This is a genomic window from Leifsonia poae (assembly GCF_020009625.1).
Classification (GTDB): domain Bacteria; phylum Actinomycetota; class Actinomycetes; order Actinomycetales; family Microbacteriaceae; genus Leifsonia; species Leifsonia poae_A.
In genome coordinates this window covers 3,281,230-3,301,970 of record NZ_JAIHLP010000002.1, presented here as the reverse complement: position 1 = coordinate 3,301,970, position 20,741 = coordinate 3,281,230, and the positions used below count along the sequence as shown (strand labels likewise).

The 20,741-nt window shown below is 65.2% G+C and carries 17 protein-coding genes and 1 tRNA gene; 5 read left to right on the top strand and 13 right to left on the bottom strand.

What is annotated here, in order from left to right; translation table 11 throughout:
* Positions 1-19 precede the first annotated feature (19 nt).
* The 4 genes from K5L49_RS16500 to K5L49_RS16485 are packed head-to-tail and all read right to left on the bottom strand — an operon-like array spanning position 20 to position 4,739.
* A complete protein-coding gene (locus K5L49_RS16500; protein ID WP_223694431.1) occupies positions 20-922 on the bottom strand; it encodes an ABC transporter permease in 903 nt (300 codons plus the stop codon).
* Positions 919-1,869, bottom strand: a complete 951-nt coding sequence (locus tag K5L49_RS16495; RefSeq protein WP_223694429.1) for an ABC transporter permease — start codon at positions 1,867-1,869, stop codon at positions 919-921. The genes K5L49_RS16500 and K5L49_RS16495 overlap by 4 nt, the downstream gene beginning before the upstream one ends.
* A 36-nt stretch (positions 1,870-1,905) precedes the next feature.
* Positions 1,906-3,531, bottom strand: coding sequence for an ABC transporter substrate-binding protein (locus K5L49_RS16490; RefSeq protein WP_223694427.1), 1,626 nt, complete (start codon positions 3,529-3,531; stop codon positions 1,906-1,908).
* Positions 3,531-4,739, bottom strand: a complete 1,209-nt coding sequence (locus K5L49_RS16485) for a dipeptidase (RefSeq protein WP_223694426.1) — start codon at positions 4,737-4,739, stop codon at positions 3,531-3,533. Before K5L49_RS16485 ends, K5L49_RS16490 begins: the two co-directional genes overlap by 1 nt.
* A gap of 165 nt (positions 4,740-4,904) precedes the next feature.
* Here K5L49_RS16485 and K5L49_RS16480 point away from each other — a divergent pair, with 165 nt between their 5' ends.
* A complete protein-coding gene (locus K5L49_RS16480; RefSeq protein ID WP_223694424.1) occupies positions 4,905-5,915 on the top strand; it encodes an ABC transporter ATP-binding protein in 1,011 nt (336 codons plus the stop codon).
* Positions 5,899-6,927: an ABC transporter ATP-binding protein gene (locus K5L49_RS16475; RefSeq protein ID WP_223694422.1), complete on the top strand. Its 1,029-nt coding sequence runs from the start codon at positions 5,899-5,901 to the stop codon at positions 6,925-6,927. The genes K5L49_RS16480 and K5L49_RS16475 overlap by 17 nt, the downstream gene beginning before the upstream one ends.
* 33 nt (positions 6,928-6,960) lie before the next feature.
* Here the strand turns inward: K5L49_RS16475 and K5L49_RS16470 are convergent, their stop codons facing one another.
* Both K5L49_RS16470 and K5L49_RS16465 read right to left on the bottom strand, forming a co-directional pair.
* Entirely contained in the window at positions 6,961-7,398 is a 438-nt protein-coding gene (locus K5L49_RS16470) for an iron chaperone (RefSeq protein ID WP_223694420.1), read from the bottom strand.
* Between the two features lie 290 nt (positions 7,399-7,688).
* On the bottom strand, positions 7,689-9,680 hold the full coding sequence (locus tag K5L49_RS16465) for an acyltransferase family protein (RefSeq protein WP_223694419.1): 1,992 nt from the start codon (positions 9,678-9,680) through the stop codon (positions 7,689-7,691).
* Positions 9,681-9,839: 159 nt separating this feature from the next.
* On the opposite strand from K5L49_RS16465, the gene K5L49_RS16460 reads away from it, so the two are divergent.
* Together K5L49_RS16460 and K5L49_RS16455 are read left to right on the top strand one after the other, a co-directional pair.
* Positions 9,840-10,793 carry a hypothetical protein gene (locus tag K5L49_RS16460; protein ID WP_223694417.1) on the top strand — a complete coding sequence of 318 codons (954 nt, stop codon included), beginning with the start codon at positions 9,840-9,842 and terminating at the stop codon, positions 10,791-10,793.
* Entirely contained in the window at positions 10,786-11,637 is an 852-nt protein-coding gene (locus K5L49_RS16455) for a hypothetical protein (protein WP_223694415.1), read from the top strand. Before K5L49_RS16460 ends, K5L49_RS16455 begins: the two co-directional genes overlap by 8 nt.
* Before the next feature lie 2 nt (positions 11,638-11,639).
* Here K5L49_RS16455 and K5L49_RS16450 read toward each other — a convergent pair whose 3' ends face one another.
* Positions 11,640-11,843 carry a Gfo/Idh/MocA family protein gene (locus K5L49_RS16450; RefSeq protein WP_374107694.1) on the bottom strand — a complete coding sequence of 68 codons (204 nt, stop codon included), beginning with the start codon at positions 11,841-11,843 and terminating at the stop codon, positions 11,640-11,642.
* Between the two features lie 132 nt (positions 11,844-11,975).
* Here K5L49_RS16450 and K5L49_RS16445 point away from each other — a divergent pair, with 132 nt between their 5' ends.
* Positions 11,976-13,154, top strand: coding sequence for an IS481 family transposase (locus K5L49_RS16445; RefSeq protein WP_223693826.1), 1,179 nt, complete (start codon positions 11,976-11,978; stop codon positions 13,152-13,154).
* A 52-nt stretch (positions 13,155-13,206) separates the two neighbouring features.
* On the opposite strand, the gene K5L49_RS16440 is transcribed toward K5L49_RS16445, so the two are convergent.
* The 6 genes from K5L49_RS16440 to topA all read right to left on the bottom strand — a co-directional run bounded on the left by K5L49_RS16440 (position 13,207) and on the right by topA (position 20,531).
* Positions 13,207-13,279 (bottom strand) — tRNA-Thr (locus K5L49_RS16440).
* Between the two features lie 71 nt (positions 13,280-13,350).
* Entirely contained in the window at positions 13,351-14,031 is a 681-nt protein-coding gene (locus K5L49_RS16435) for a TetR family transcriptional regulator (protein WP_223694414.1), read from the bottom strand.
* A 74-nt stretch (positions 14,032-14,105) separates the two neighbouring features.
* On the bottom strand, positions 14,106-15,683 hold the full coding sequence (locus K5L49_RS16430; protein WP_223694412.1) for an alpha/beta hydrolase: 1,578 nt from the start codon (positions 15,681-15,683) through the stop codon (positions 14,106-14,108).
* Entirely contained in the window at positions 15,680-16,900 is a 1,221-nt protein-coding gene (locus tag K5L49_RS16425) for a DNA polymerase III subunit delta' (protein ID WP_223694410.1), read from the bottom strand. Before K5L49_RS16425 ends, K5L49_RS16430 begins: the two co-directional genes overlap by 4 nt.
* A 98-nt stretch (positions 16,901-16,998) precedes the next feature.
* Entirely contained in the window at positions 16,999-17,658 is a 660-nt protein-coding gene (gene tmk / locus K5L49_RS16420; RefSeq protein ID WP_223694408.1) for a dTMP kinase, read from the bottom strand.
* Positions 17,655-20,531: a type I DNA topoisomerase gene (gene topA / locus K5L49_RS16415; RefSeq protein ID WP_223694406.1), complete on the bottom strand. Its 2,877-nt coding sequence runs from the start codon at positions 20,529-20,531 to the stop codon at positions 17,655-17,657. The genes tmk and topA overlap by 4 nt, the downstream gene beginning before the upstream one ends.
* Between the last annotated feature and the right edge of the window lie 210 nt (positions 20,532-20,741).

The window sequence follows — 20,741 nt, the reverse complement described above, 5'->3', positions numbered from 1 at the left end:
GTGGGTCCTTTCGTGGCGCTCATCGGCGGCGCGACCGGGGGTTGCGCGCGTCGTTGTACGAGATGGAGAGCAGAGTGGCCGAGAGCACCAGCAGCAGGATGGCGATCGACGGGAACAGCGTCAGCCACCAGGCGCTCGACATCGCGCCCGACTGCTGGGCTTCGTACAGGATGCGACCCCACGACCACACATTCGGGTCACCGAGCCCCAGGAACGCGAGCCCCGCAGCCGACAGCACGGCGCGCGACGAGGTCACGACCACCGACACCACGATTACCGGGGTGACCGCCGGGATGACATGCCGCACGATGATCCAGGCCGGGGAGGTCGTCATCAGCCGGGCCGCATCCACGTAGGGCAGCCCGACCACCGTCAGCGCCTGCGACCGCACCAGCCGGGTGACCTCCGGCCAGGAGAACGCCGCGACCACCAGGATGATCGTCGTCGTGCTCGGGCCGACGAGCGCCGCGATGAGGATCATCAGCGGCAGCACCGGAAGCGAGAGGGTGAGGTCGACGATCACGCCGACGAACCCGTCGAGGCGGCGGAAGTATGCGCCGATCACGGCAACGACGGTTCCGATCACGATGGCGATCGCCGAGGCGGCGACGGCGACCAGGATGCTCTGCTGCGACCCCCAGACCACCTCGCCGAACACATCGCGGCCGAGGCTGTCGGTGCCGAACCAGTGGTCGAGGCTCGGCGGCGCGAGCACGACCTCGCCGTAGCTCGGCGGGTACGGCGCGATCAGCGGCGCGAAGATCGCGACGAGGGTGAGCAGCACCAGGATGCCGAGGGAGATGAGGCCGAGCGGCTCGCGGCGGAACGCACGCCAGGTCTGCAGGCCCGCCCGCCCGTTCTCGGTCGCGACCGGCTCCAGTTCGAGCCCGGTCTCGGCGGCGACGGTCAGGTCGGTCGTCATGAGACCTTCACTCTCGGGTCGAGGAAACCGTAGACGGTGTCCGTGATCATGTTGGCCACGACGACGGTGGCGGCGAGCATCAGGAACGCGCCCTGCAACACCGGGAAGTCGAGTTGGGTGACGGCCTCGTAGATGCCACGGCCGATGCCCGGGTAGGCGAACACCGTCTCGGTCAGCACCGCGCCGCCGACGAGGAAGCCGAGCTGCAGCCCGATGAGGGTGGTCGTCGGGAGCAGGGCGTTGCGGAGGGCGTGCTTCCAGAGCACGCGGCGGTTCGGAACGCCGTTCGCCCGGGCGAGGGTCGTGTAGTCCTCACCCAGTGCGTCGATCAGCGTGGACCGCATCGTCAGAACATAGGAGCCGAGCTGGATCAGCATCAGCGAGAGCGCGGGCAGGATGAGGTGGGTCGCGACACTGCCGTACCAGGCCAGGCCGTACGCATCCGTGTCGTACGCACCGCCGATCGGCAGCCAGTGCAGCATCAGGCCGAACACGAACAGCAGGAGCACCCCGAGGCTGGGAACGAAGATCGACTGCCCGGTCACCCCGATCACCTGCACCACCCGGTCCAGGAATTTTCCGCGGTGGGAGGCCGCCAGCACCCCGAGAGGGATGCCGACGGCCACCGTTGCCACGAGCGCGGTGCCCGTGAGCAGCAGCGTCCACGGGAGTCGTTGCATCAGAACATCCAGCACAGGAATCGACTGCGTGAACGACACCCCCAGGTTGCCCTGCAGGAGCTGCCACAGATAGAGGCCGTACTGCACGATCAGGGGCTGATCGAGGCCGTACTGCTTGAGCAGGGCCGCCCGCGTGTCCTCCGTCATGTTGGGGCTGGCGATGGCCAGCGCCGGGTCCCCCGGTAGGAGCCGGAGGAGGAGGAAGGTCACGGTCACGGCGAACCAGATCGTGAGGAGCCCCCTCCCCAGGCGGGGAAGTAGGAACATGAACCGTGACACGCGGGCGTACCTGCCTTTCCGTCGTTACTTGCTGCTGACCGGATGCGCGCTGGCGAGCGACACCGGGTTGACGATGGAGAGGAGTTCGCTCGGCTTGCTCACGAATCCGGTCCACTTGTCGCTGTGTGCGAAGTACAGGTTCTGCGTGTACATGACGTTGTCGTACACGTTGTCCCGCACGATCTTCGCCGCGTCCTGCATCAGCGAGATCTTCTTGCTCTTGTCTGTCGTCGCGGTGCCTTGCGTGATCAGGTCGTTCAGCTTCGCGTCATCCACGTAGCTGTAATTGATCACCCCACCCGGGAGGTAGGTGAGCGTCATATTGGTGACCGGGTCGTCCATGATGGCGAAGTTGCCCGCATAGATGTCGAAGTCGCCTTTGGCGGTCATGGCCAGGTAGGTGTTCCGCTCGGTGCCCTGGAGCTCGATCGGGATGCCGGCCTTTGCCGCGCCGTCTTTGACGAGCGTCGCCCACTGACTGGTGACGCTGTCCTGCAGCGAGTAGATGAGACGGAACTTGACGGGGAACATCCCATCGGCCCCGGCCGTGTATCCGGCCTTCTCCATCAGCTTGCGAGCCGCGTCCGTGTCGAACGTGTACTCCTTGATCGACTTGTCGTAGTAGTCCTTCAGCACCGGCATGAGCGGGCTCGACCCGGTTGAGACGGCCTGACCCTGCAGCACTACCTTGCGGATGGCGTCGTAGTCGACGGACTGCGCGAGCGCCTGCCGCACCTCGAGCTTCGCCAGATCGGGCTGCTTAATGTTGTAGGTCATGTGCGCATAGCCCAGACCGACGGACTCTTCGACTTTGATGCCGCTGGTTGCTTTGAGCTTCGCCACCTGCGCCGGCGGGAGGGCGTTGGCGATCACATCCACCTCACCGCTCTGCAGGGCGAGGATCTCGGTGTTCACGTCGGGGAACACCCGGTAGACCACCTTGGCAGACAGGGGCTTGCCGCCCTCGACGAGCGGGTAGTCTTCCACCCGGTCGAGCGTGTAGCTCTGCCCGACCTGCACCTTGCTCAGAACATACGGCCCGGCGCTGACCCAGCCGCCGTCTTTGCCGTCGTTCGCGAACGTCGCCACCGACGGTGCCTTGTCGAACACGTGCTTCGGCACCACGTTGCCCCAGAACCCGATCTCCTCGACGATCGAGGAGTCCGGCTTCGTGAGGGTGAACTCCACGCGCGTCTTCGAGACGGCCTTCGCCGTGTCGAGGTTGGCGAGCTGGCCGTAAAACGTGCCAGACGGCTTGTCCTTCTTCACGGCGTTCATCGTCCAGGCGACATCCTCGGCCGTGAGCGGCTGACCGTCGCTCCACTTCAGATCGCTGCGGATGTCGTAGAAGCCGGTCGTGTCATTCACGTAGCCCCACTTGGTCGCCACCTGCGGTTCCTTCGAACCGTCGTTGGCGATGCCGAGCAGGTGCGGATACATCAGGTTCGTGATCCAGTAGTCGCTGCGGCTGTTGCCGACCAGCGGGTTGTAGTTCACCACATCCGTCGTGGTCGCGACCGTGAGGGTCTGCGACCCGGCGGTGGCCCCAGCGGTGCTGGCCGCCGGTGGCGCGCTCGGTGCGCACGCGGTGAGCGTGAGAGCGGCCGCGGCGAGCGTCGCCGCCGCCAGCACGAGTTTTCGAGATCGCATTACACCCATACCTCCTTCAGGACCCGCAGAGTATTGCCACCCACGACGGCGCGGATCTCATCGTCGGAGTAGTTGTGCTTCACCAGCCAGCCGATGATGTTGGAGAACTCTTCGGCTGGATTCTCGAGACCGTCGACGTACTCGACCTTCTCGTAGTCGACGTGGCCGTGCGCCTGTCCGATGGACAGGTTGGAGCTGAACGCGTCGTGCAGTCCGACGTGGTCGCCGAACAGCGTGTCCGGACCGAAGCTGACATGCTCCAGACCGACGAGGTCGACGCAATACGAGAAGTGGTCCATCACCGATTCCAGCGAGTGGCGGGGATGCGCCGGTGACAGTGTCGTGTGCGGCGCCGCCTCGATGCCGATCACGCCGCCGCGCTTCGCGCACTCGATGATCGTCTCGTCGGTCTTCATCCGGTTCGTCGGCCAGAGTCCGCGGGCGCCGGCGTGGGTGATGAACACGGGCTTGGTGGAGGCTTTGATCGCATCCACCGCGGTGCGGTCGCCCGAGTGCGAGACGTCGATCGCGATGCCGAGCTTGTTCATCCGCTCGATCGCCCGCTCACCGAAGTAGGTGAGGCCGCCGTCGCCGCGCTCCTTGAGCCCCGACCCGAGGTAGTTCGCTTCGGAGTATGCGATGCCCATCTGGCGCACGCCGAAGCCGTAGAGCACGTCGAGCCGGTCGACCTCGTTCTCGATCGGTGTAGCGGCCTCGAGCGCGAAGATGTGCGCGATGCGCCCGGTCTCGGCCGCGTACTCGATGTCTTTGAGCGTCTCACCTTTGATGACGTAGTCCTGGTGCGCGAGGTCGGCCATGCGTACGCCGAGGTCGAAGAGCACATCCTGGTACTTCCAGCCCGCATCGCTGGAGATGCAGCAGGTGCCGTCCATCCCGTTGTCGAACACCGCGGTGATGCCGGAGCGGGAGAGCCCCTGGTAGCCGGTTGGTTCGCGGCCCTGACGGATGTGGTCGCGCAGCTGGGTCATGTCTTCCGGGAACACCTGCACGTGGTCGTGCAGCGAGATCACCGTCGACTCGCGGAGCAGGGTGGCGCTGCGCTCAGCCTGCGCTTCGCTCAGCTCGAGGCCGGAGTACTCCGGCACCCGGTTGATCTGCGCCGCGTACTGGAACGGACGGTAGTCCTTTCCCGCTTCGAGGTAGTCGTAGGCCGTGTAGCCCTGGTAGCGCTCTGCTGGTTCGAGCACGCGTTTCTCCTTCGTCCTGCGGATGTGAGTGCGATGCGCAATCAGGCGCAACAGGAGACAATCTCGCCGATATCCGGCAACATTGTCAACAGTGCTATAAAAATTCGGCGCAAATGTTTCCTGATTGAAACATTCCGGTAACGACTCTCGTGCGAGGATGGCCCCGTGGACAGCAAAGAGACTTCAAGCGCAGCCAGCGCGCTGCGGGTGCGCAACCTGTCGGTGACCTTCACCGGCGGCGACCGGGACATCCCCGCCGTGCGCGAGGTGGACCTCACCGTCGGCCAGGGCGAGTTCGTGGCGCTGCTCGGCGAATCCGGCTCCGGTAAATCGGTCACCGCGCGGGCGATCATGGGCCTCGCCGACGAAGGCACCCGCGTCACCGCCGACGAGCTCCGCCTCGGCGACGTCGACCTGCGCACCCTCAGCGAAGAGCAGCACCGGCGGATCCGCGGCGACCGGATGAGCCTGGTACTGCAGGACGCCCTCTCTTCCCTCAACCCCGTGATGACCATCGGCGACCAGATCGGCGAACTGTTCCGCGTGCACCGCGGCGCGAGCCGCAAACAGGCGCGCGCGCGGGCGACCGAGCTCCTCGGACTCGTCGGGATCCCCGCACCCGCCCGTCGCGTGAACGACTACCCCCACCAGTTCTCGGGCGGGATGCGCCAGCGCATCCTCATCGCCATGGCCATCGCCCTCGAACCCTCCCTGCTCATCGCCGACGAGCCGACCACCGCGCTCGACGTCACCGTGCAGGCGCAGATCCTCGACCTGCTCGGCTCGCTGCGCGACCAGCTCGGGATGGGCGTCCTCCTCATCACACACGACCTCGGCGTCGTCATGGAGGTCGCCGACACCCTCGCAGTGATGTACGCCGGGCGCATCGTGGAGAGCGGCGACGCGGACTCCGTGCTGGAGCATCCCGCGCATCCGTACACCGAGGCCCTGCTGCGCTCCGTTCCTCAGGCCGCCATGCGCGGATCCGATCTGCTGACCATCCCCGGGTCGCCGCCCAGCCCCGCACGCGTGCCCCGCGGATGCTCGTTCCACCCCCGGTGCCACCTCGCCGTCGCGGAGTGCGCGACGACCCGCCCCCTCCTCACGGAGGTCGCCCCTGGCCGGCATGCCGCCTGCCTCCGATCCGAGGAGCTCATCGGTGAACTCGTCCACTGAACCATCCCGCCCCGTCGTGCTCGAGGCCGACGGTCTCGTGCGCTCCTTCGCCACCGGCTCGCGTCTGAAACCGGCCACCGTCTCCGCCGTCGACGGCGTCAGCCTGCGCCTGCACGCCGGCGAAGTGCTCGGTATCGTCGGCGAATCCGGCTGCGGCAAGTCCACGCTCGCCCGGATGCTCGTCGGGCTCGAACGCCCCGACGCGGGCACCCTCAGCTACCGCGGCCACGACGTCACACGCGGACGACTCAGCGACCGTCGCCGGCTTCGCGAGGGCGTGCAGATGATCTTCCAAGACCCGTACGCGTCGCTGGACCCCCGCATGACGGTTCTCGACATCATCACCGAGCCGATCGCTGCCGCCCACACGATGGGTCGAGCCGCTCGGCGCGACCGCGCGGTCGAGCTACTCGAACTCGTCGGTCTGAACGCCGACATGCTGGGGCGGTTCCCGCACCAGTTCTCCGGCGGCCAGCGTCAGCGCATCGGCATCGCCCGCTCGCTCGCCCTCGATCCCGATGTGCTCGTCTGCGACGAACCCGTCTCGGCGCTCGATGTCTCTGTGCAGGCCCAGGTGATCAATCTGCTGGGCGATATCCAAAAGCGTCTGGGAGTCGCCATCCTCTTCATCGCCCACGACCTCTCGGTCGTGAGGCACATCGCCGACCGTGTCGCGGTCATGTACCTCGGACGCGTCGCCGAGCTCGGCGCGACGGACACGCTCTACGAAAGCCCGTCGCATCCGTACACGCAAGCGCTGCTCTCCGCGACGCCGTCGGCGAGCCGTGCCGACCGCGGACGCCTCTCCCAACGCCGCGTACTGGGCGGGGAGCCGCCGTCACCGGTCGACCCGCCCGCCGGCTGCCGCTTCAACCCGCGCTGCTGGATGGCGACCGATGAGTGCCGCACGACCATCCCGGCCCTGCGCCTGCTTGAAGGCCCCGGACCCGATTCCCGCCAGGTCGCCTGCCACCACGCCGAAGACGCCGTCGCCGCCCTCACCCCGGCCTGACCCCGGCCTGACCCCTGGCCTGACCCTGCCTGATCAGCTCGCCGCCTGCTTGACCAGCGCCGCGATCCGCGCCTCGACCTCGTCGGTCAGCTCGGTCACCGCATACGACGTCGGCCACATGCCGCCGTCGTCGAGGTTCGCCGCGTCGGTGAAACTGAGCATCGAGTACCGCGCCTTGAACTTCTGCGAATACTGCACGTAGCAGACGAGTTTGCCGTTCTTCGCGTACGCCGGGAACCCGTACCAGAGCTTCGGCGTGAGCTCGGGTGCGGTGGCCCGCACGATGGCGTGCACCCTCTCGGCGACAGCCCTGTCCTCGTCGGACAACGCCGCGATCTTCTCGAGCACCTCGCCCTCCGCTTCGGCCGGGGAGAGCTTCTTGGTCCGGCGAGACTTCAGCTCCTTCGCCCGCTCCTTCATGGCGGCGCGTTCCTCATCGGTGAAACGTTCGGCATCCTGCGTATTCGTCATGGCACAGTCCTTGTCTGGAATCCGTTCGGTGTAAATCCCACGATAGGAGAACGACGCCGCAGCGGCTTCTCCAGAACTGCTCGATCGAAGGATGCGCGAACGCGTTTGCTGCTAGATCCAAGCACGCGGATGGTTGCGCACCATAAAGAGGAAGCCGTCGAACGGCGAAGCAGAAGGCTTCGGTTCCGGCTGGCCGGTCGGTTCCGATTCAGGCATCCGAGTCTGTTGCCCGCCCACTCTGAGAGCGTCCATCTCGCTCTGAGGTGCTCCTCCCGCAATCCGGGAGGGCATCAGCCACCAGTCTGGGCGCCAGGCTCCGCTGTCGCCACCGGCAATTCGAACGACTTGAGAACACGGGTCGATGCCTGGGCGGTGAGGTGGTCATGGTCGCTTGTCACCAGTCCACTGGGAATGTCGCTCGAAACGCGAATCAGACACTCATTCGCCTTGCAGAGCTTGTCGACAAGCGAAAGATACCCGGCCCCCAGGCCGCCCGCCAGCTTCCGCAAGCTGGCGTCCACGGCCGTGGTCGTCGGCCAGGTCGACGCCGGCGGAGTCAGATAGTCAGGCAGAATGTTCCCGGGGAAATGCATCTGTTGGAGATTGCCGCGAAGTGTCGGCACCCAGTCCGGCGCCGGTCCGACCAGTTCGACGGACTGCACCCCGTTGGCTCGCAGAAATGCCACGATCGATGTGATCTGTGCGCTGCGGACCTTCTCGTCAACGGGCCACCGACCGTTGATAAGAACGGATGTCGGACGCCGTTTCTCGATGTATGCGCGGGTCGCAGCGTTGATCTCGTTGCAATTGCCGCGATCTGAGTACGAGTTGTCGAGCGCGGGAGGGCATGAGGTCGCGGTGCGCTGGTCGATCACATAACCCAGCGCACTGCCCCGAGCGGCGAAGCCCGGATAGAGCTGTGCCGCGAGACTGTCTCCCCACAGCAGAAGGGAGGGTTTGCTAGTACTGGCCGATTGGTCGCATTCCGAAGCAAAATCCACGGAAGTCTGTGTGGCGGAGTCGAGAAAACACTTCTGAAAGCGATAGGCGGGCTCGGGATCGTAGGCCTTCGAGAGCGCGGCTTGAGTCGTCGTCAGCTTCACCCCGGAAAGATGCAATGCGTTGGCGCTGATCCCGAAAGCGAGAATGACCGCCATGACCGCTACAACTGCGATGCTCGCCCGGCCGAGCGGGATGCGTTTCACGGGGCGCTCTACGAAATGGTAGGTGGCCGCCGCCAACACGACGCTTGCCCCAAGGGCAACAAGCAGGAGAACACCGGGAGGCTGCGGGTTCTGGATTCGGAGGAACGACAACACCACCCAGTGCCACAGATAGAGCGGATAGCTTATCAACCCGACGTAGACGATCGGTTGCCAACTCAGGATCCGTCGATTCGCCCAAGTGCCGGTCCCGAACCAGATGACCGCCGCAGTTGCGGCCACGGGCAACACTGCCTGCCAACCCGGAAAGCCCGCTTCATTGATGACGAACAACGCCGCGATCGGAATCGACGCGAGCGCAACAACCGAGATGACGCTACTGGACACGCCCCGCCGCGCTGAGATACCACGTGCGTGCAAGCTCGCGAGCACGCCTCCGACAGCCAGCTCCCAACCCCGGGAGAGCGGGGAATAGTAGGCCAGAGTCGGATTGGCTGATGTCACGTAGATGCAGTACGCCAGCGATGCCACAGCAAGTCCGCCGAGGAGCCACGAGAAGTACTTTGCGCGGATGAACCGACCGCTGAAGAGAATCAGCAATGGCCACACGATGTAGAACTGTTCTTCGATCGCCAAGGACCAGAGATGGAGCAGCGGTTTCGAATCGGCCGATTGGTCGAAGTATCCGGCCTCCGACCAGGCGACGAAGTTTGTCACGAAGCCCGCTCCGCCTGCGATGTATTTCGTCAGCGACTCGTAATCACCCGGGAACAGCTTGAACCAGCCGTAGGCGGCACAGGCGATCAGAACGACGATGAGCGCGGGAAAGATGCGACGGACGCGATGCTTGTAGAACGTAGAGACGTACGCGATGACCGAGAGTCCACGAGACCTGCTTTCCAGCAGCACCCTCGTTATCAGATAGCCAGAGATCACGAAGAAGATATCGACCCCGATGAAGCCGCCTCGCAGGTATGACGGGAATGCGTGATACAGCAGTACGAGGCCGACGGCGAGCGCGCGAAGACCATCGATATCGGGGCGATACGAGAGCGAGCGCGGCGAAGCGTCATAGTCACCTGAAGGCGCAGTTCTCAGGCCGGCCACTCCGGTACTCATGCGGACCAGCTTATAGTCAGGGAGGCTACAAGTATTCCGTGAGGAGTGCCCCAACCCGACCCCTGGATGACCGAGAATCGGTGTTAGTGTGAGGCCCGATAGGGGATATTTGAGGTCTCCCGAATGGGTTGGTACCAACCATCTAACTGAGGAGGAGCCATGGCGGCTGCGCCTGTAACCGACTTTGATCCGCTGTTCTTCCGACCGTGTATTTTCCCGATCCTCGGTGAGCTTGGCTACGGTACATCGATCACGATCAACAACGCTTTGGTCGGGAGTCCATTCTCAACGAACCTCGATGTCTCGATCTCGTTCCTCTCCGACGCCGGGGAACGACTCGGGGTCGCCGAGAACATCATGACCCTCCAACCCGGCGAGGTTCGAAAGATCGACACTCGCGACATCATCAAAGAGCTTCAGATCCCGGTCGCCGGCAACACGCTCGGCGTTGCCCATCTGGTTCCCGAACGGTTTCGCGGGCAAGGACTCGTGACCGTCGATCGGGCAGAACTCATGGCGCATGTCTCGGCATCCGACGATTTCATCGAATTTCGCCAAGAGCCCCGGGGAGTCATCACCGGCGTCGCCTATCAGATGGGACCGCAGAACGATTCGCGTTTCAACAAGACGCGGACGACGCTGCTGCAAGCGCCGAAAGCGATCGTGAGCCCGACTGTCGACACGCTCTTCGCACTGATCAACGCGAGCACGACCTTCGACTACACGGGCTCCGCGCACATGGAGTACTGGCTCGTCGACCCGTCCGGCAAGAAGATCGCTAAGGGAGTCATCGAGGTTCCGGCGTGGGGCTTCCGGTTCATCAGCGTTCGACAGCTCCTGGTCGACAATGGGCTGCTCGACTCTTTCATCGCGCAAGGCGGACTCGGAATGGTCCTCGGCCTCTCGCGCGACGCTGGACTCGTTCCGCTTTCGATGACCCGCAATCTCGTCTCCGGCGGAATCGCGTGCGATCACACCCTTCCACCGATCTACTACTTCACGACATGGGGTGGTCAGAAGCGGATCGAGACGAACGAGATTCTGCACCGCACATTCTTCGAAACCGCAGCAACAGTGCTGCCGACATCTGAAGGAGCCCTCGAACGTGCTTAGTTCGCTATCCAATTCCGCCACTGTCCGGCGCGCATACGGCAAGGTTCTCGCTTCAGGGTTCGTGCCCCGCCGCGCGTTCGCGCACTATTTCATGAACACCGAAGGTATTCGTAGCCGCGCACACCTCCAGAACTTCTACTCGACGTTCTTCCCAGAATCACTGACCGATGCGACCGCACACGTCTGGCTCTACGGGCAAGACGGGATACTCATCGCGAAGAAGGACTTCACCGTTCCACCATTCGGACAGTTGTATCTCGAGGTCGAAGACATCGTCGGTCACGACCTCGACACTGAGGGCATGATCTTCATCGATCTGGAGCCTCCGGCGGCGATTCGCAAGCAGCTCAAGTCCATTCCCAACTTGCAGGGTCTGACCGTGCAGACTCCGTTCTGGATGTCGTATCGCGACGAACACGACAATTACATGTACGTGCATTCCATCGAGTCGTATCGTGGAAAAGTTTTCGGCGCTGTATGGCCGCTCCGCCAGATGATGTCCACGGTCGCTCCCGAGCGTCATCCTTGGCAGTCGTGGAGACTCCTTGATACTGCGCTGCTGGATGAACTGCAGATCGTGGTGATGAACCACTCACACACATCCGGAACGGCTACGGTCGGGGTGATCGGCGATGGTGGAGAACGCATCTGGGCCGAAGAGGTCGCGTTGGACTCACGGCAGACCCGTCGTGTCGTCGTCCCCAGCGCGATGATCGAAAAGTGGAAGTCGGAAGGGGCACCCGTGAACGTCCGGGTTGCCATCGATCCCCTTTTCACCGGCAACGGCAAACCCTACGTGATCATGCGGTATGGCGGCGGCCCGTGGAGTTTGCACCACGGCTGACCTCACCGGGGGTCGAGTCCGTCGGCGTATTGGAAGATCGTCGCCACCTGAGCATCGGCTCCCCCGGCCTGAAAGCGAGTACTCGCCTGGATGGTTTCGGGGGTGCCGAAGAGGTGCGCGGCGAACGAGATCGGATAGATTCCGAGGTCCAGCAGGGCACCGCCGCCCAACTCGCGCGCGTTCACCCGGTGAGCGGGGTCAGCCAACCCTCATGCATGCACGCCGACCAGAATGACGGCTGTGCCTTCTTCGGAGCCGCCCAAGGTGTTGGGGTTCAGGACATCGTTGATAGATGAGTCGCGACATCGTTGATAGTGGTCCGCGGTCGACGATGAGGCATGTCGAAGGCGCGCGTGATCGTCCTGTCCGTGGTCCACCAGGGGCTCACCAAGGCTGAGGCCGCCCGCAAGTTCGACGTCTCCTGGCAATGGGTGCACACCCTCGTCACCCGCTACGAGACCGGTGGGCTCGACGCACTCGAACCGCGCAGCCGCCGCCCGCACGCCTCCTCGACGAGCACGCCCGAGCACGTCCGGACGCGGATCATCGCGCTGCGCCAGCAGCTGACCACGGACGGGCTGGATGCCGGACCGGTCACGATCGCCTGGCACCTCGACCAGGAACATCTCCCGGTCCCCTCCACCTCCACGATCCGCCGCATCCTCCACACTGCAGGGTTGATCACCCCGGAACCGAAGAAGCGCCCGAAGTCCTCCTACCTCCGGTTCGAAGCGCACCAACCCAACGAGACCTGGCAGTCCGACTTCACCCACTGGCCTCTCGCCGACGGCACCGATGTCGAGATCCTGAACTGGCTGGACGACCACTCCCGCATGCTGCTGTCCTGCACCGCCCACGACCGGGTCACCGGTCCCGACGTCGTCAGCACCTTCACCGCCACGACGAACACCCACGGGCTGCCCGCCTCCACACTGACCGACAACGGCACCGTCTACACTGCCCGCTTCACCGGCGGAAAGAACGCATTCGAATACCTCCTCGCCGCCCTCGGCATCCAGCAGAAGAACGGGCACCCTTATCACCCGCAAACCCAAGGCAAGATCGAACGTTTCCACCAAACCCTCAAACGCTGGCTCGCCAGCCAGCCTCCGGCAGCGACGATCGCCGAACTGCAAACTCAGCTCGACCAGTTCCGGGTCATCTATAACGAGCGCCGCCCGCACCGCGCTCTCGACCGGCTAACCCCAGCCCAGGCCTACGCCGCCACCATCAAAGCCCACCCGAACCCGAACACCCTCAGCGCCCACTACCGCGTCCGCTTCGACACCGTCGACCGATTCGGCAAACTCACCCTCCGCCGAGCCGGGAACCTCCACCACCTCGGCATCGGCCACAACCACGCCGGCACAGCCGTGCTCATCCTCGTCGACGAAACCAGCGCCACAGTCACTCACCTCGACACCGGCGAGATCCTCAGCATCCACCACATCGAACCCGACAGAAAATACTGGCGCGACCAAACAAAAGAGCCCGGCCGATGGCCGGGCTCTTCCTAATATCAACGATGTCTCGACACATCTATCAACGATGTCCCGACTCATCACACGGAGCCGCCCAAGGGAATCGAACCCTTGACCTTCTCATTACGAGTGAGATGCTCTGCCGACTGAGCTAGGGCGGCGTGGGTCTGCTCTCGCGAGCGCGACGCACAGCTATAAAGCTTACCCGATTCGCGGGCGTGGTTCCGACCACTCAGCGCACATGGTTGCCGAGGGCCTGGAGTTGCTCGAAGGAACTGCGCAGGCGGTCGGCGAGCGGCTCAACGCCGCCGTGGTCGGCCCAGCAAGACCAGGCGTGCCGCATCCCGGCGAACGAGACATAGGTGACCAGACGGGCGCGCTGGTGCAGGGTCTCCGCGTCATCGAGCAAGGCAGGATCGTCGTGGGCGAGCCTGCGCTGAATGATGGTGCTCAGCGCGTCCTCGAACTGGTGCATGCTGGCCATGCGCAGCGCGAACAGTTCGGGGTTGTCTTTGAGCAGGGCGCGGCGTCGGGCGTGGAGTTCTTGAACGGCGCGGGCGACTTCACTGGTGTCACCCCCGGTCTCGCCGGCCAGCTCGCCGGTGTCGATCGCCGCGATGAGCAGGTCGCTGATGCCGTCGAGGATGGACTCCTTCGGCCCGGCGCCGACGAATCGTTCGATGCGCTCCTCGTCGGGCAGTTCGGGGAGCTCGCCGATGATGGCGGACTCCTTCGACGGGAAATAGTTGAAGAACGTGCGCGGCGACACATTGGCGACATGGCTGATCTCGTCGATCGTCACCCGGTCGAAACCCCGCTCGCTGGCCAACTCGACGGCGGCGAGCTGAATAGCGCGCCGCGTCGCGAGACGTTTGCGTTCGCGGAGACCCAGTTCTTCCTCAGCCACACTCATGCGTCGATTATTTCACTCTGTGCAAAGTTGCACCACACCAGGTTCCCTCGGGATGCCATCGCTGCGGACCGAGCTCAGCAGGTCTTGCCATCGGCCGGAATCGTCCCCTTGACGAGGAACGCATCGACCGCGTCATTCACACAGGAGTTCGACTTGTTGTAAGCGGTGTGCCCCTCACCCTTGTAGGTGAGGAGGTGTCCGTTCTCCAGCTCGCCGGCGAGGTTCTTCGCCCACACGTACGGGGTCGCCGGGTCGTTGGTGGTTCCGACCACGAGGATCGGGGCCGACCCCTTCGCCGCGATCGGACCGCGCTCGTAGGTCGTCTTGTACGGCCAGTTGCCGCATCCGATGTCGCCGTACGCCATGTACGGGCCGATCACGGGGGCCGCTTTGGCCAACTCGGCAGCCTGCTCGCGCATCGTCGCGGGGTTGTCGTCGTAGCTGTAGTCGAGGCAGTTGATCGCCGTGAACGCCTCGGTGGAATTGTCGCCGTAGGTTCCGTCGTCCTGCCGGTTGTTGTAGGCGTCGGCCAGGGTGAACGCGTAAGACGCGTCGCCCTTCATCACCGAAGTGAACATATCGCTCAGATACGACCAGGCCGTCGCATCGTAGAGCGGATAGATGATCGCTGTGACGAGCGTGTTCGCGCCCAACTCGCGGCCGTCAGAGTTGCGGATCGGGCTCTTCTCCACCGAGGCCAGGAGGGAGGTGATCGTCGCCATGCCCTGCTCGACGGTGCCGCTGAACGGGCACCCCTTCTGTTTGAGACAGTCGGCGAGGTAGGCGCGCAAGGCGCTCTCGAATCCCTTGGCCTGCACCTCGGTCACATCGAAGTTGCTCGCCGCGGGGTCGAGCGCACCGTCGAGCACCAATCGCCCGGTCTTCCCCGGGAAGAGGTCGGCATAGATGGTGCCCAAGTAGGTGCCGTAGGAGTAGCCGAGGTAGTTCAGCTTCTTGTCGCCGAGGGTCGCCCGCAGCAGGTCCAGGTCACGGGCGGCGCTCACCGTGTCGACGTGGTCGAGCAGGGCGCCGGTGTTCTTTGCACAGGCCGAGCCGAAATCCTTCGCCGCGGTGGTGTTCTCGGCGATCCACTGGTCGGAGCCGCGGACACCGGGGGTGATGTCGTAGAGGTAGGCATCCATCCCCTTCGCGTCGTAACACTTGACGGCGGTCGAACGGCCGACGCCACGGGGGTCGAAGCCGACGACGTCGAAGCTGTTCTGCAGCGTGGAGTCGGTGGCGTAGTCCACCGAGTTCGCTACGAAGTCGTAGCCCGAACCGCCCGGGCCGCCGGGATTCACAAGAAGCGACCCCTGTTTCGTGCCCTTCGCCGGCTGGCGGATGAGCGCGAGCTCGATCTCTCCCGCCGACGGATTCGCCCAGTCCAGGGGTGTCTTGGCCGTCGTGCACTGCTTGCCACCGGAGCAGCTCGTCCACGTCAGAACCTGGTCGTAGAACGGCTTCAGGTCGGCGGGAACATTCTCGCTCACCGGCGACGATGTGTGAGAGGTCTTGGCCGGCAGGAACCAGGTGACGCATCCGCTCAGGGTCAGCGCGGTGATCGCGGCCATGGCCACCAGCGCGATACGGGTCGTGCGGCGACGCGCGCGGGTTCGTGGGGTCGGCCGGGAGCCGTCCGGTCGGGTGGTCACTGTGCTGTCCCCTTTCGAGTGGCGCCGCGCAGGATGCTCGTGAGCATCGCCTCCAGAGCGAGCGCCGGTGCGACGTTCGAGTCGATCCGCTGGCGCGCTGTCGCGACCGCATCCATTGCGGCGAGAGTATCGGCGGGAGTCGTGTGAGCGCTGAGAGCGTCGAGGCGGTCGCACAGTTCGCGGTTGACCAGCTCGCTCGCGCTGCCCAGCTGCAGCATCATGACATCCCGGTAGACCGAGAGCAGGTCGACCAGGATGCGGTCGATGCCGTCGCGCAGGCTGCGCGTCGCCCTGCGCTTCTGGTCTTCTTCCAGCTGCCGCAGCTGGGCGCGGAGGGCGGGCGGAATCGTGCCGCCGGGCTCGACACCGAGCGAGCGCAGCGCGTGCTCCCGCTCCTCCGCATCCCGCTCCTCGGTGATCGCTTTGGCGTCGGCGCCCGCGATCTCCAGCATCGTGGCTGCCGCGAGCACGGCGCTCGAAACCGAGCGCACATCGAGGGCGAGACGAACAGTGTCCTCGCGGCGGCGGCGCGCCTCCTCGTTCGTGGCAAGTCGGTGCGCCATGCCGATATGACTCTGAGCGTGCCGCGCGGCGCGTTCGGCGGTGGCGGAGTCGACGCCGTCACGGCGCTCGATCAGCTCGGCGACGTCGGCCACACTCGGAACGCGCAACCGAACGGTGCGCACGCGCGAACGGATCGTGGGGATGAGGTCGGCATCGCTGGGTGCGCAGAGGATCCACACGGTGCGCTCCGGCGGCTCTTCGAGGGCCTTCAGCAAGACGTTCGACGTGCGTTCGCTCATGCGGTCGGCATCTTCGATGATCATCACCCGGTAACGCCCCACCGAGGGCGAGAACTGGGAACTCGACACCAGCGACCGCACTTCTTCGATCGAGATGATGACACGCTCAGTGCTGAGCACGGCGAGATCCGGATGCGTTCGCGCCTCCACCTGCCGCTGCGTCGCGGCGTCGCCTTCGGGCGTTCCGGGGCTGAGCAGCGCCGTGGCGAAAGCGAAGGCGAGGTTGGAGCGCCCTGATCCGGGCGGACCGGTGATCAGCCAGGAATGGGTCATCGAGCTGGCGCGCACGGGTTGCGCGCCGGGCACGGCGGCGTCTGCCGCCACATCCGCGTCGCTCCGGCTTCCGCCCGCCGCTGCCGCCTTGAAGATGGCAATGGCGTCATCCTGACCCGTCAGGTCGTCCCACACTGCCATGTCGTCAAGGCTAGCGTTCGCCAGGGACAGTTCCCGACCGCGATGACGTTCGAGCGGTTCGGGTGCGATTCGGTCCGATGCGATTCGGGCGGAAGCGGTCAGAGGCGCGCGCCGAGTCGCTGGCGGAGCCCTGCGACGATGCCGGCGGCGATCTCGTCGACGGAACGCGCGGCGTCTACGACGAGGAACCGGTCGGGTTCGGCCGCGGCGAGGTCGAGATAGGCGGCGCGCACGCGGGCGTGGAAGTCGGATTTCTCGGCCTCGAGGCGGTCGTACCGTGTGCGCGAAGTGTCGAGCCGGGCGCGGGCGGCGGCCTCATCGAGGTCGAGCAGGATCGTGAGATCGGGGAGCAGTCCCTCCGCGGCCCAGAGTGACAGGTCTCGGATCTGGACCGGGTCGAGAACGCGGCCTGCCCCTTGGTAGGCGACCGACGAGTCGAGGTAGCGGTCTTGTAGTACGACCTCGCCTCGCGCCAGTGCCGGGCGCACGAGAGCCTCGATGTGGTGGGCGCGGTCGGCCGCGTAGAGCAGGGCTTCAGCGCGGGGCGAGATGTCGCCACGGTGGTGCAGCACGATCTCCCGGATCTCGACACCGGCCGGTGTTCCACCGGGTTCGCGGGTGCGCACCACGGTTCGCCCCTGCTCGGTCAGCCACCCCTCCAGGAGCGCCGCCTGCGTCGACTTGCCGGAGCCGTCGCCGCCTTCGAGCGTGATGAAGAGGCCGCTGCGCTCGGCGCCGCGCGTTTCCTGCTCGCTCACTCCCCTGCCGGATCCTTCGCCGCTGCGGTCTTCGCCGCTGTTCTGGTGGCGGTCGCCTTCGCGGCGGGCTTCTTGGCCGCCGTCGTCTTCGCCGCCGTCGTCTTCGCGGCGGGCTTCTTCGCGGCGGGCTTCTTGGCCGCGGGCTTCTTCGCCGGCGCTTTCTTGGTCGCCGGGCCTTTGGCACGTTTGTCGGCGAGCAGCTGCACGGCGCGGGCGAAGTCGACCTCCTCCACGGTCTCACCGCGGGGGATCGTGGCGTTGGTCTCGCCGTCGGTCACATAGGGACCGAAACGTCCGTCTTTGACCCGGATCGGCTTGCCGCTGACCGGGTCGGCGTCGAACTCTTTCAGGGCGCTGGATGCGCGTCGGGCACCGTATTTCGGCTGGGCGAACAGTTCGAGCGCGCCTGCGAGGTCGATGCCGAAGATGTCGTCTTCGCTCGTGAGCGAGCGGGTGTCGGCGCCCTTCTTCAGATAGGGACCATACCGACCGTTCTGCGCCTGGATCTCTTCGCCGCTGACCGGGTCGGCACCGACGACGCGGGGCAGGTCGAGCAGTTTGAGGGCCGTGTCGAGGTCGAGAGTCGCAAGGTCCATCGACTTGAACAGGGAGGCCGTTCGAGGCTTGACCGCTGCGGCCTTCTTCGTGGTCTTCTTCTTGGGTGCGTCTTTGACTTCCCCGGTGGCCGGGTCGACGTTCGTGCCGGCCGTCGCATCCGCGGCTTCAGGAGCGTCCGGCTCGAGTTCGGTCACGTACGGCCCGAATCGTCCGTCTTTCGCGACGATGTTCTTGCCGTTCTCCGGGTTCACGCCGAGCACGCGATCAGTCTGCACGGGCGCGTCGATCAGCTCGTGCGCTTTCGCGGCCGTCAGCTCGTCGGGTGCCAGTTCCGGCGGGATGTTGACGCGGCGCGGCGGCGCGCCTTCCTCGGCACTGTCATCGGTCACTTCGAGGTAGGGGCCGTACTTGCCGATGCGGAGAGTGACGCCGTCGTCGATCGCGATCGAGTTGATGCTGCGCGCGTCGATCTCGCCGAGGTTGTCGATGACCCGGCGCAGTCCCTTGTGCTTCTCGCTGCCGAAATAGAAGCTGTTGAGCCAGTCGACCCGTTCGGCCTCGCCGTCGGCGATGCGGTCGAGGTCGTCTTCCATCTCGGCCGTGAAGTCGTATTGCACGAGGTCGCCGAAGTAGTCTTCGAGAAGCCGGACGACTGAGAACGCCACCCAGCTCGGCACGAGCGCCTGCCCGCGCGGGGTCACATATCCCCGGTCGACGATCGTGGACATGATGCTGGCGAACGTCGAGGGACGTCCGACACCGAGCTCTTCCAACGTCTTGACCAGGCTCGCCTCGGTGTATCGCGGCGGCGGCGTGGTCTCGTGGCCGTCGGCCTCTACGTCGCGCACGTCGAGCGCCTGCCCGCGCTCCAGAGGCGGAAGCTTCGCTTCGCTCGGCTCGGCCGCACCGTTGCGCTCCTCGTCTTTGCTCTCCTCATAGGCGTTGAGGAAGCCGCGGAAGGTGATCACCGTTCCACTCGCCGTGAACTCGGCGACCGTTCCTTCGACCGGTCCGTCGACGATCTTCGCCTCGACGGTGACCGAGGCGGTCTGACCTTTGGCGTCGGCCATCTGCGATGCGACGGTTCGCTTCCAGATGAGGTCGTAGAGCCGGAACTCGTTCCCCCGCAGCACGGACTCGACCTCGGTCGGCGTGCGGAACGTCTCGCCCGAGGGGCGGATCGCTTCGTGGGCTTCTTGAGCGTTCTTGCTCTTGGAGGCGTAGGTGCGCGGCTTCTCGGGCACCGTCTCCGGGCCGTACAGTGTGGCCGCCTGCGAGCGTGCGGCGTTGGTGGCCTGCTGCGACAGCGACGCGGAGTCGGTGCGCATATAGGTGATGTAGCCGTTCTCGTACAGAGCCTGGGCCACGCTCATCGTCTGCTTCGCCGAGAACCGCAGCTTGCGGGCGGCCTCCTGCTGCAGGGTCGACGTGGTGAAGGGGGCGGCCGGTCGACGCGAGTAGGGTTTCGACTCCACCTTGCTGACGGCGACGACCGTGCTCGGCAGCGCGATCGACTCGGCGAGCGTGGTCGCCGCTGCTTCGTCGAGCGTGCGCGCCGACGACGTCAGTTTGCCGTGGTCGTCGAAGTCGCGACCCGTGGCGACCCGGTCACCGGAGACTCGGGCCAGGCGGGCGTCGAATCCGGTCGGCGCCTGGGCGACGGCAGCGTCGGCCTCCGGTGAGAAGCGCGCCGTGAGTCCCCAATAGGACGCGGGAACGAAGGCCAGGCGTTCGCGTTCGCGATCGACGACGAGTCGGGTCGCCGCGGACTGCACGCGACCCGCTGAGAGCCCAGGGCCGACCTTGCGCCAGAGCACAGGCGACACCTCGTAGCCGTAGAGCCTGTCGAGGATGCGCCGCGTCTCCTGGGCGTCGACCAGTGCGGTGTCGATCTCCCTGGTGTTGTCGCGGGCCTTCTCGATCGCTTCGCGAGTGATCTCGTGGAAGACCATCCGCTTGACGGGGACCTTCGGCTTCAGCACCTCGATCAGGTGCCAGGCGATGGCCTCGCCTTCACGGTCTTCATCTGTCGCGAGCAGGAGTTCGTCAGCGTTCTTGAGCGCTCGCTTGAGGTCGGCGACCGTCTTCTTCTTCTGGTCGGACACCACGTAGTAGGGTTCGAAACCGTTGTCGACATCGACCGAGAATTTGCCGATCGAGCCCTTCTTCAGCTCCGGCGGCAGGTTCTTGGGCTCGATGAGGTCGCGGATGTGACCGACCGAAGCCATGACCTCGTATCCGTCGCCCAGGTACTGGGCAATCGACTTCACCTTGTTCGGAGACTCGACGATGACGAGTTTCTTCGTGCCAGACACCTGACTCCTCTTATATGTACGCACTGTGTTGAAACAGTTTGACGTCCGGTAGCGCGCTCCCCCGAGCGCCGCATTCCTGCGGCGAGCGTGAGCCTCGCGGCCCATCAGGCACACCATACACACTTGAGCCGCCTGTCTGCCTAATCGACGGCCGCAGTGTTCGCCCGAGGCGGAGCCCTTGCGAACGTTGCGGGCGGGAGGAAGATGGGG

Coding starts and splice junctions, on each gene's coding strand:
- K5L49_RS16425 (WP_223694410.1), bottom strand. CDS start 16,900: ATGGCAGTGTGGGACGACCTGACGGGTCAGGATGACGCCATTGCCATC.
- K5L49_RS16495 (WP_223694429.1), bottom strand. CDS start 1,869: ATGTTCCTACTTCCCCGCCTGGGGAGGGGGCTCCTCACGATCTGGTTC.
- K5L49_RS16465 (WP_223694419.1), bottom strand. CDS start 9,680: ATGAGTACCGGAGTGGCCGGCCTGAGAACTGCGCCTTCAGGTGACTAT.
- K5L49_RS16460 (WP_223694417.1), top strand. CDS start 9,840: ATGGCGGCTGCGCCTGTAACCGACTTTGATCCGCTGTTCTTCCGACCG.
- K5L49_RS16500 (WP_223694431.1), bottom strand. CDS start 922: ATGACGACCGACCTGACCGTCGCCGCCGAGACCGGGCTCGAACTGGAG.
- K5L49_RS16435 (WP_223694414.1), bottom strand. CDS start 14,031: ATGAGTGTGGCTGAGGAAGAACTGGGTCTCCGCGAACGCAAACGTCTC.
- K5L49_RS16445 (WP_223693826.1), top strand. CDS start 11,976: ATGTCGAAGGCGCGCGTGATCGTCCTGTCCGTGGTCCACCAGGGGCTC.
- K5L49_RS16490 (WP_223694427.1), bottom strand. CDS start 3,531: ATGCGATCTCGAAAACTCGTGCTGGCGGCGGCGACGCTCGCCGCGGCC.
- K5L49_RS16470 (WP_223694420.1), bottom strand. CDS start 7,398: ATGACGAATACGCAGGATGCCGAACGTTTCACCGATGAGGAACGCGCC.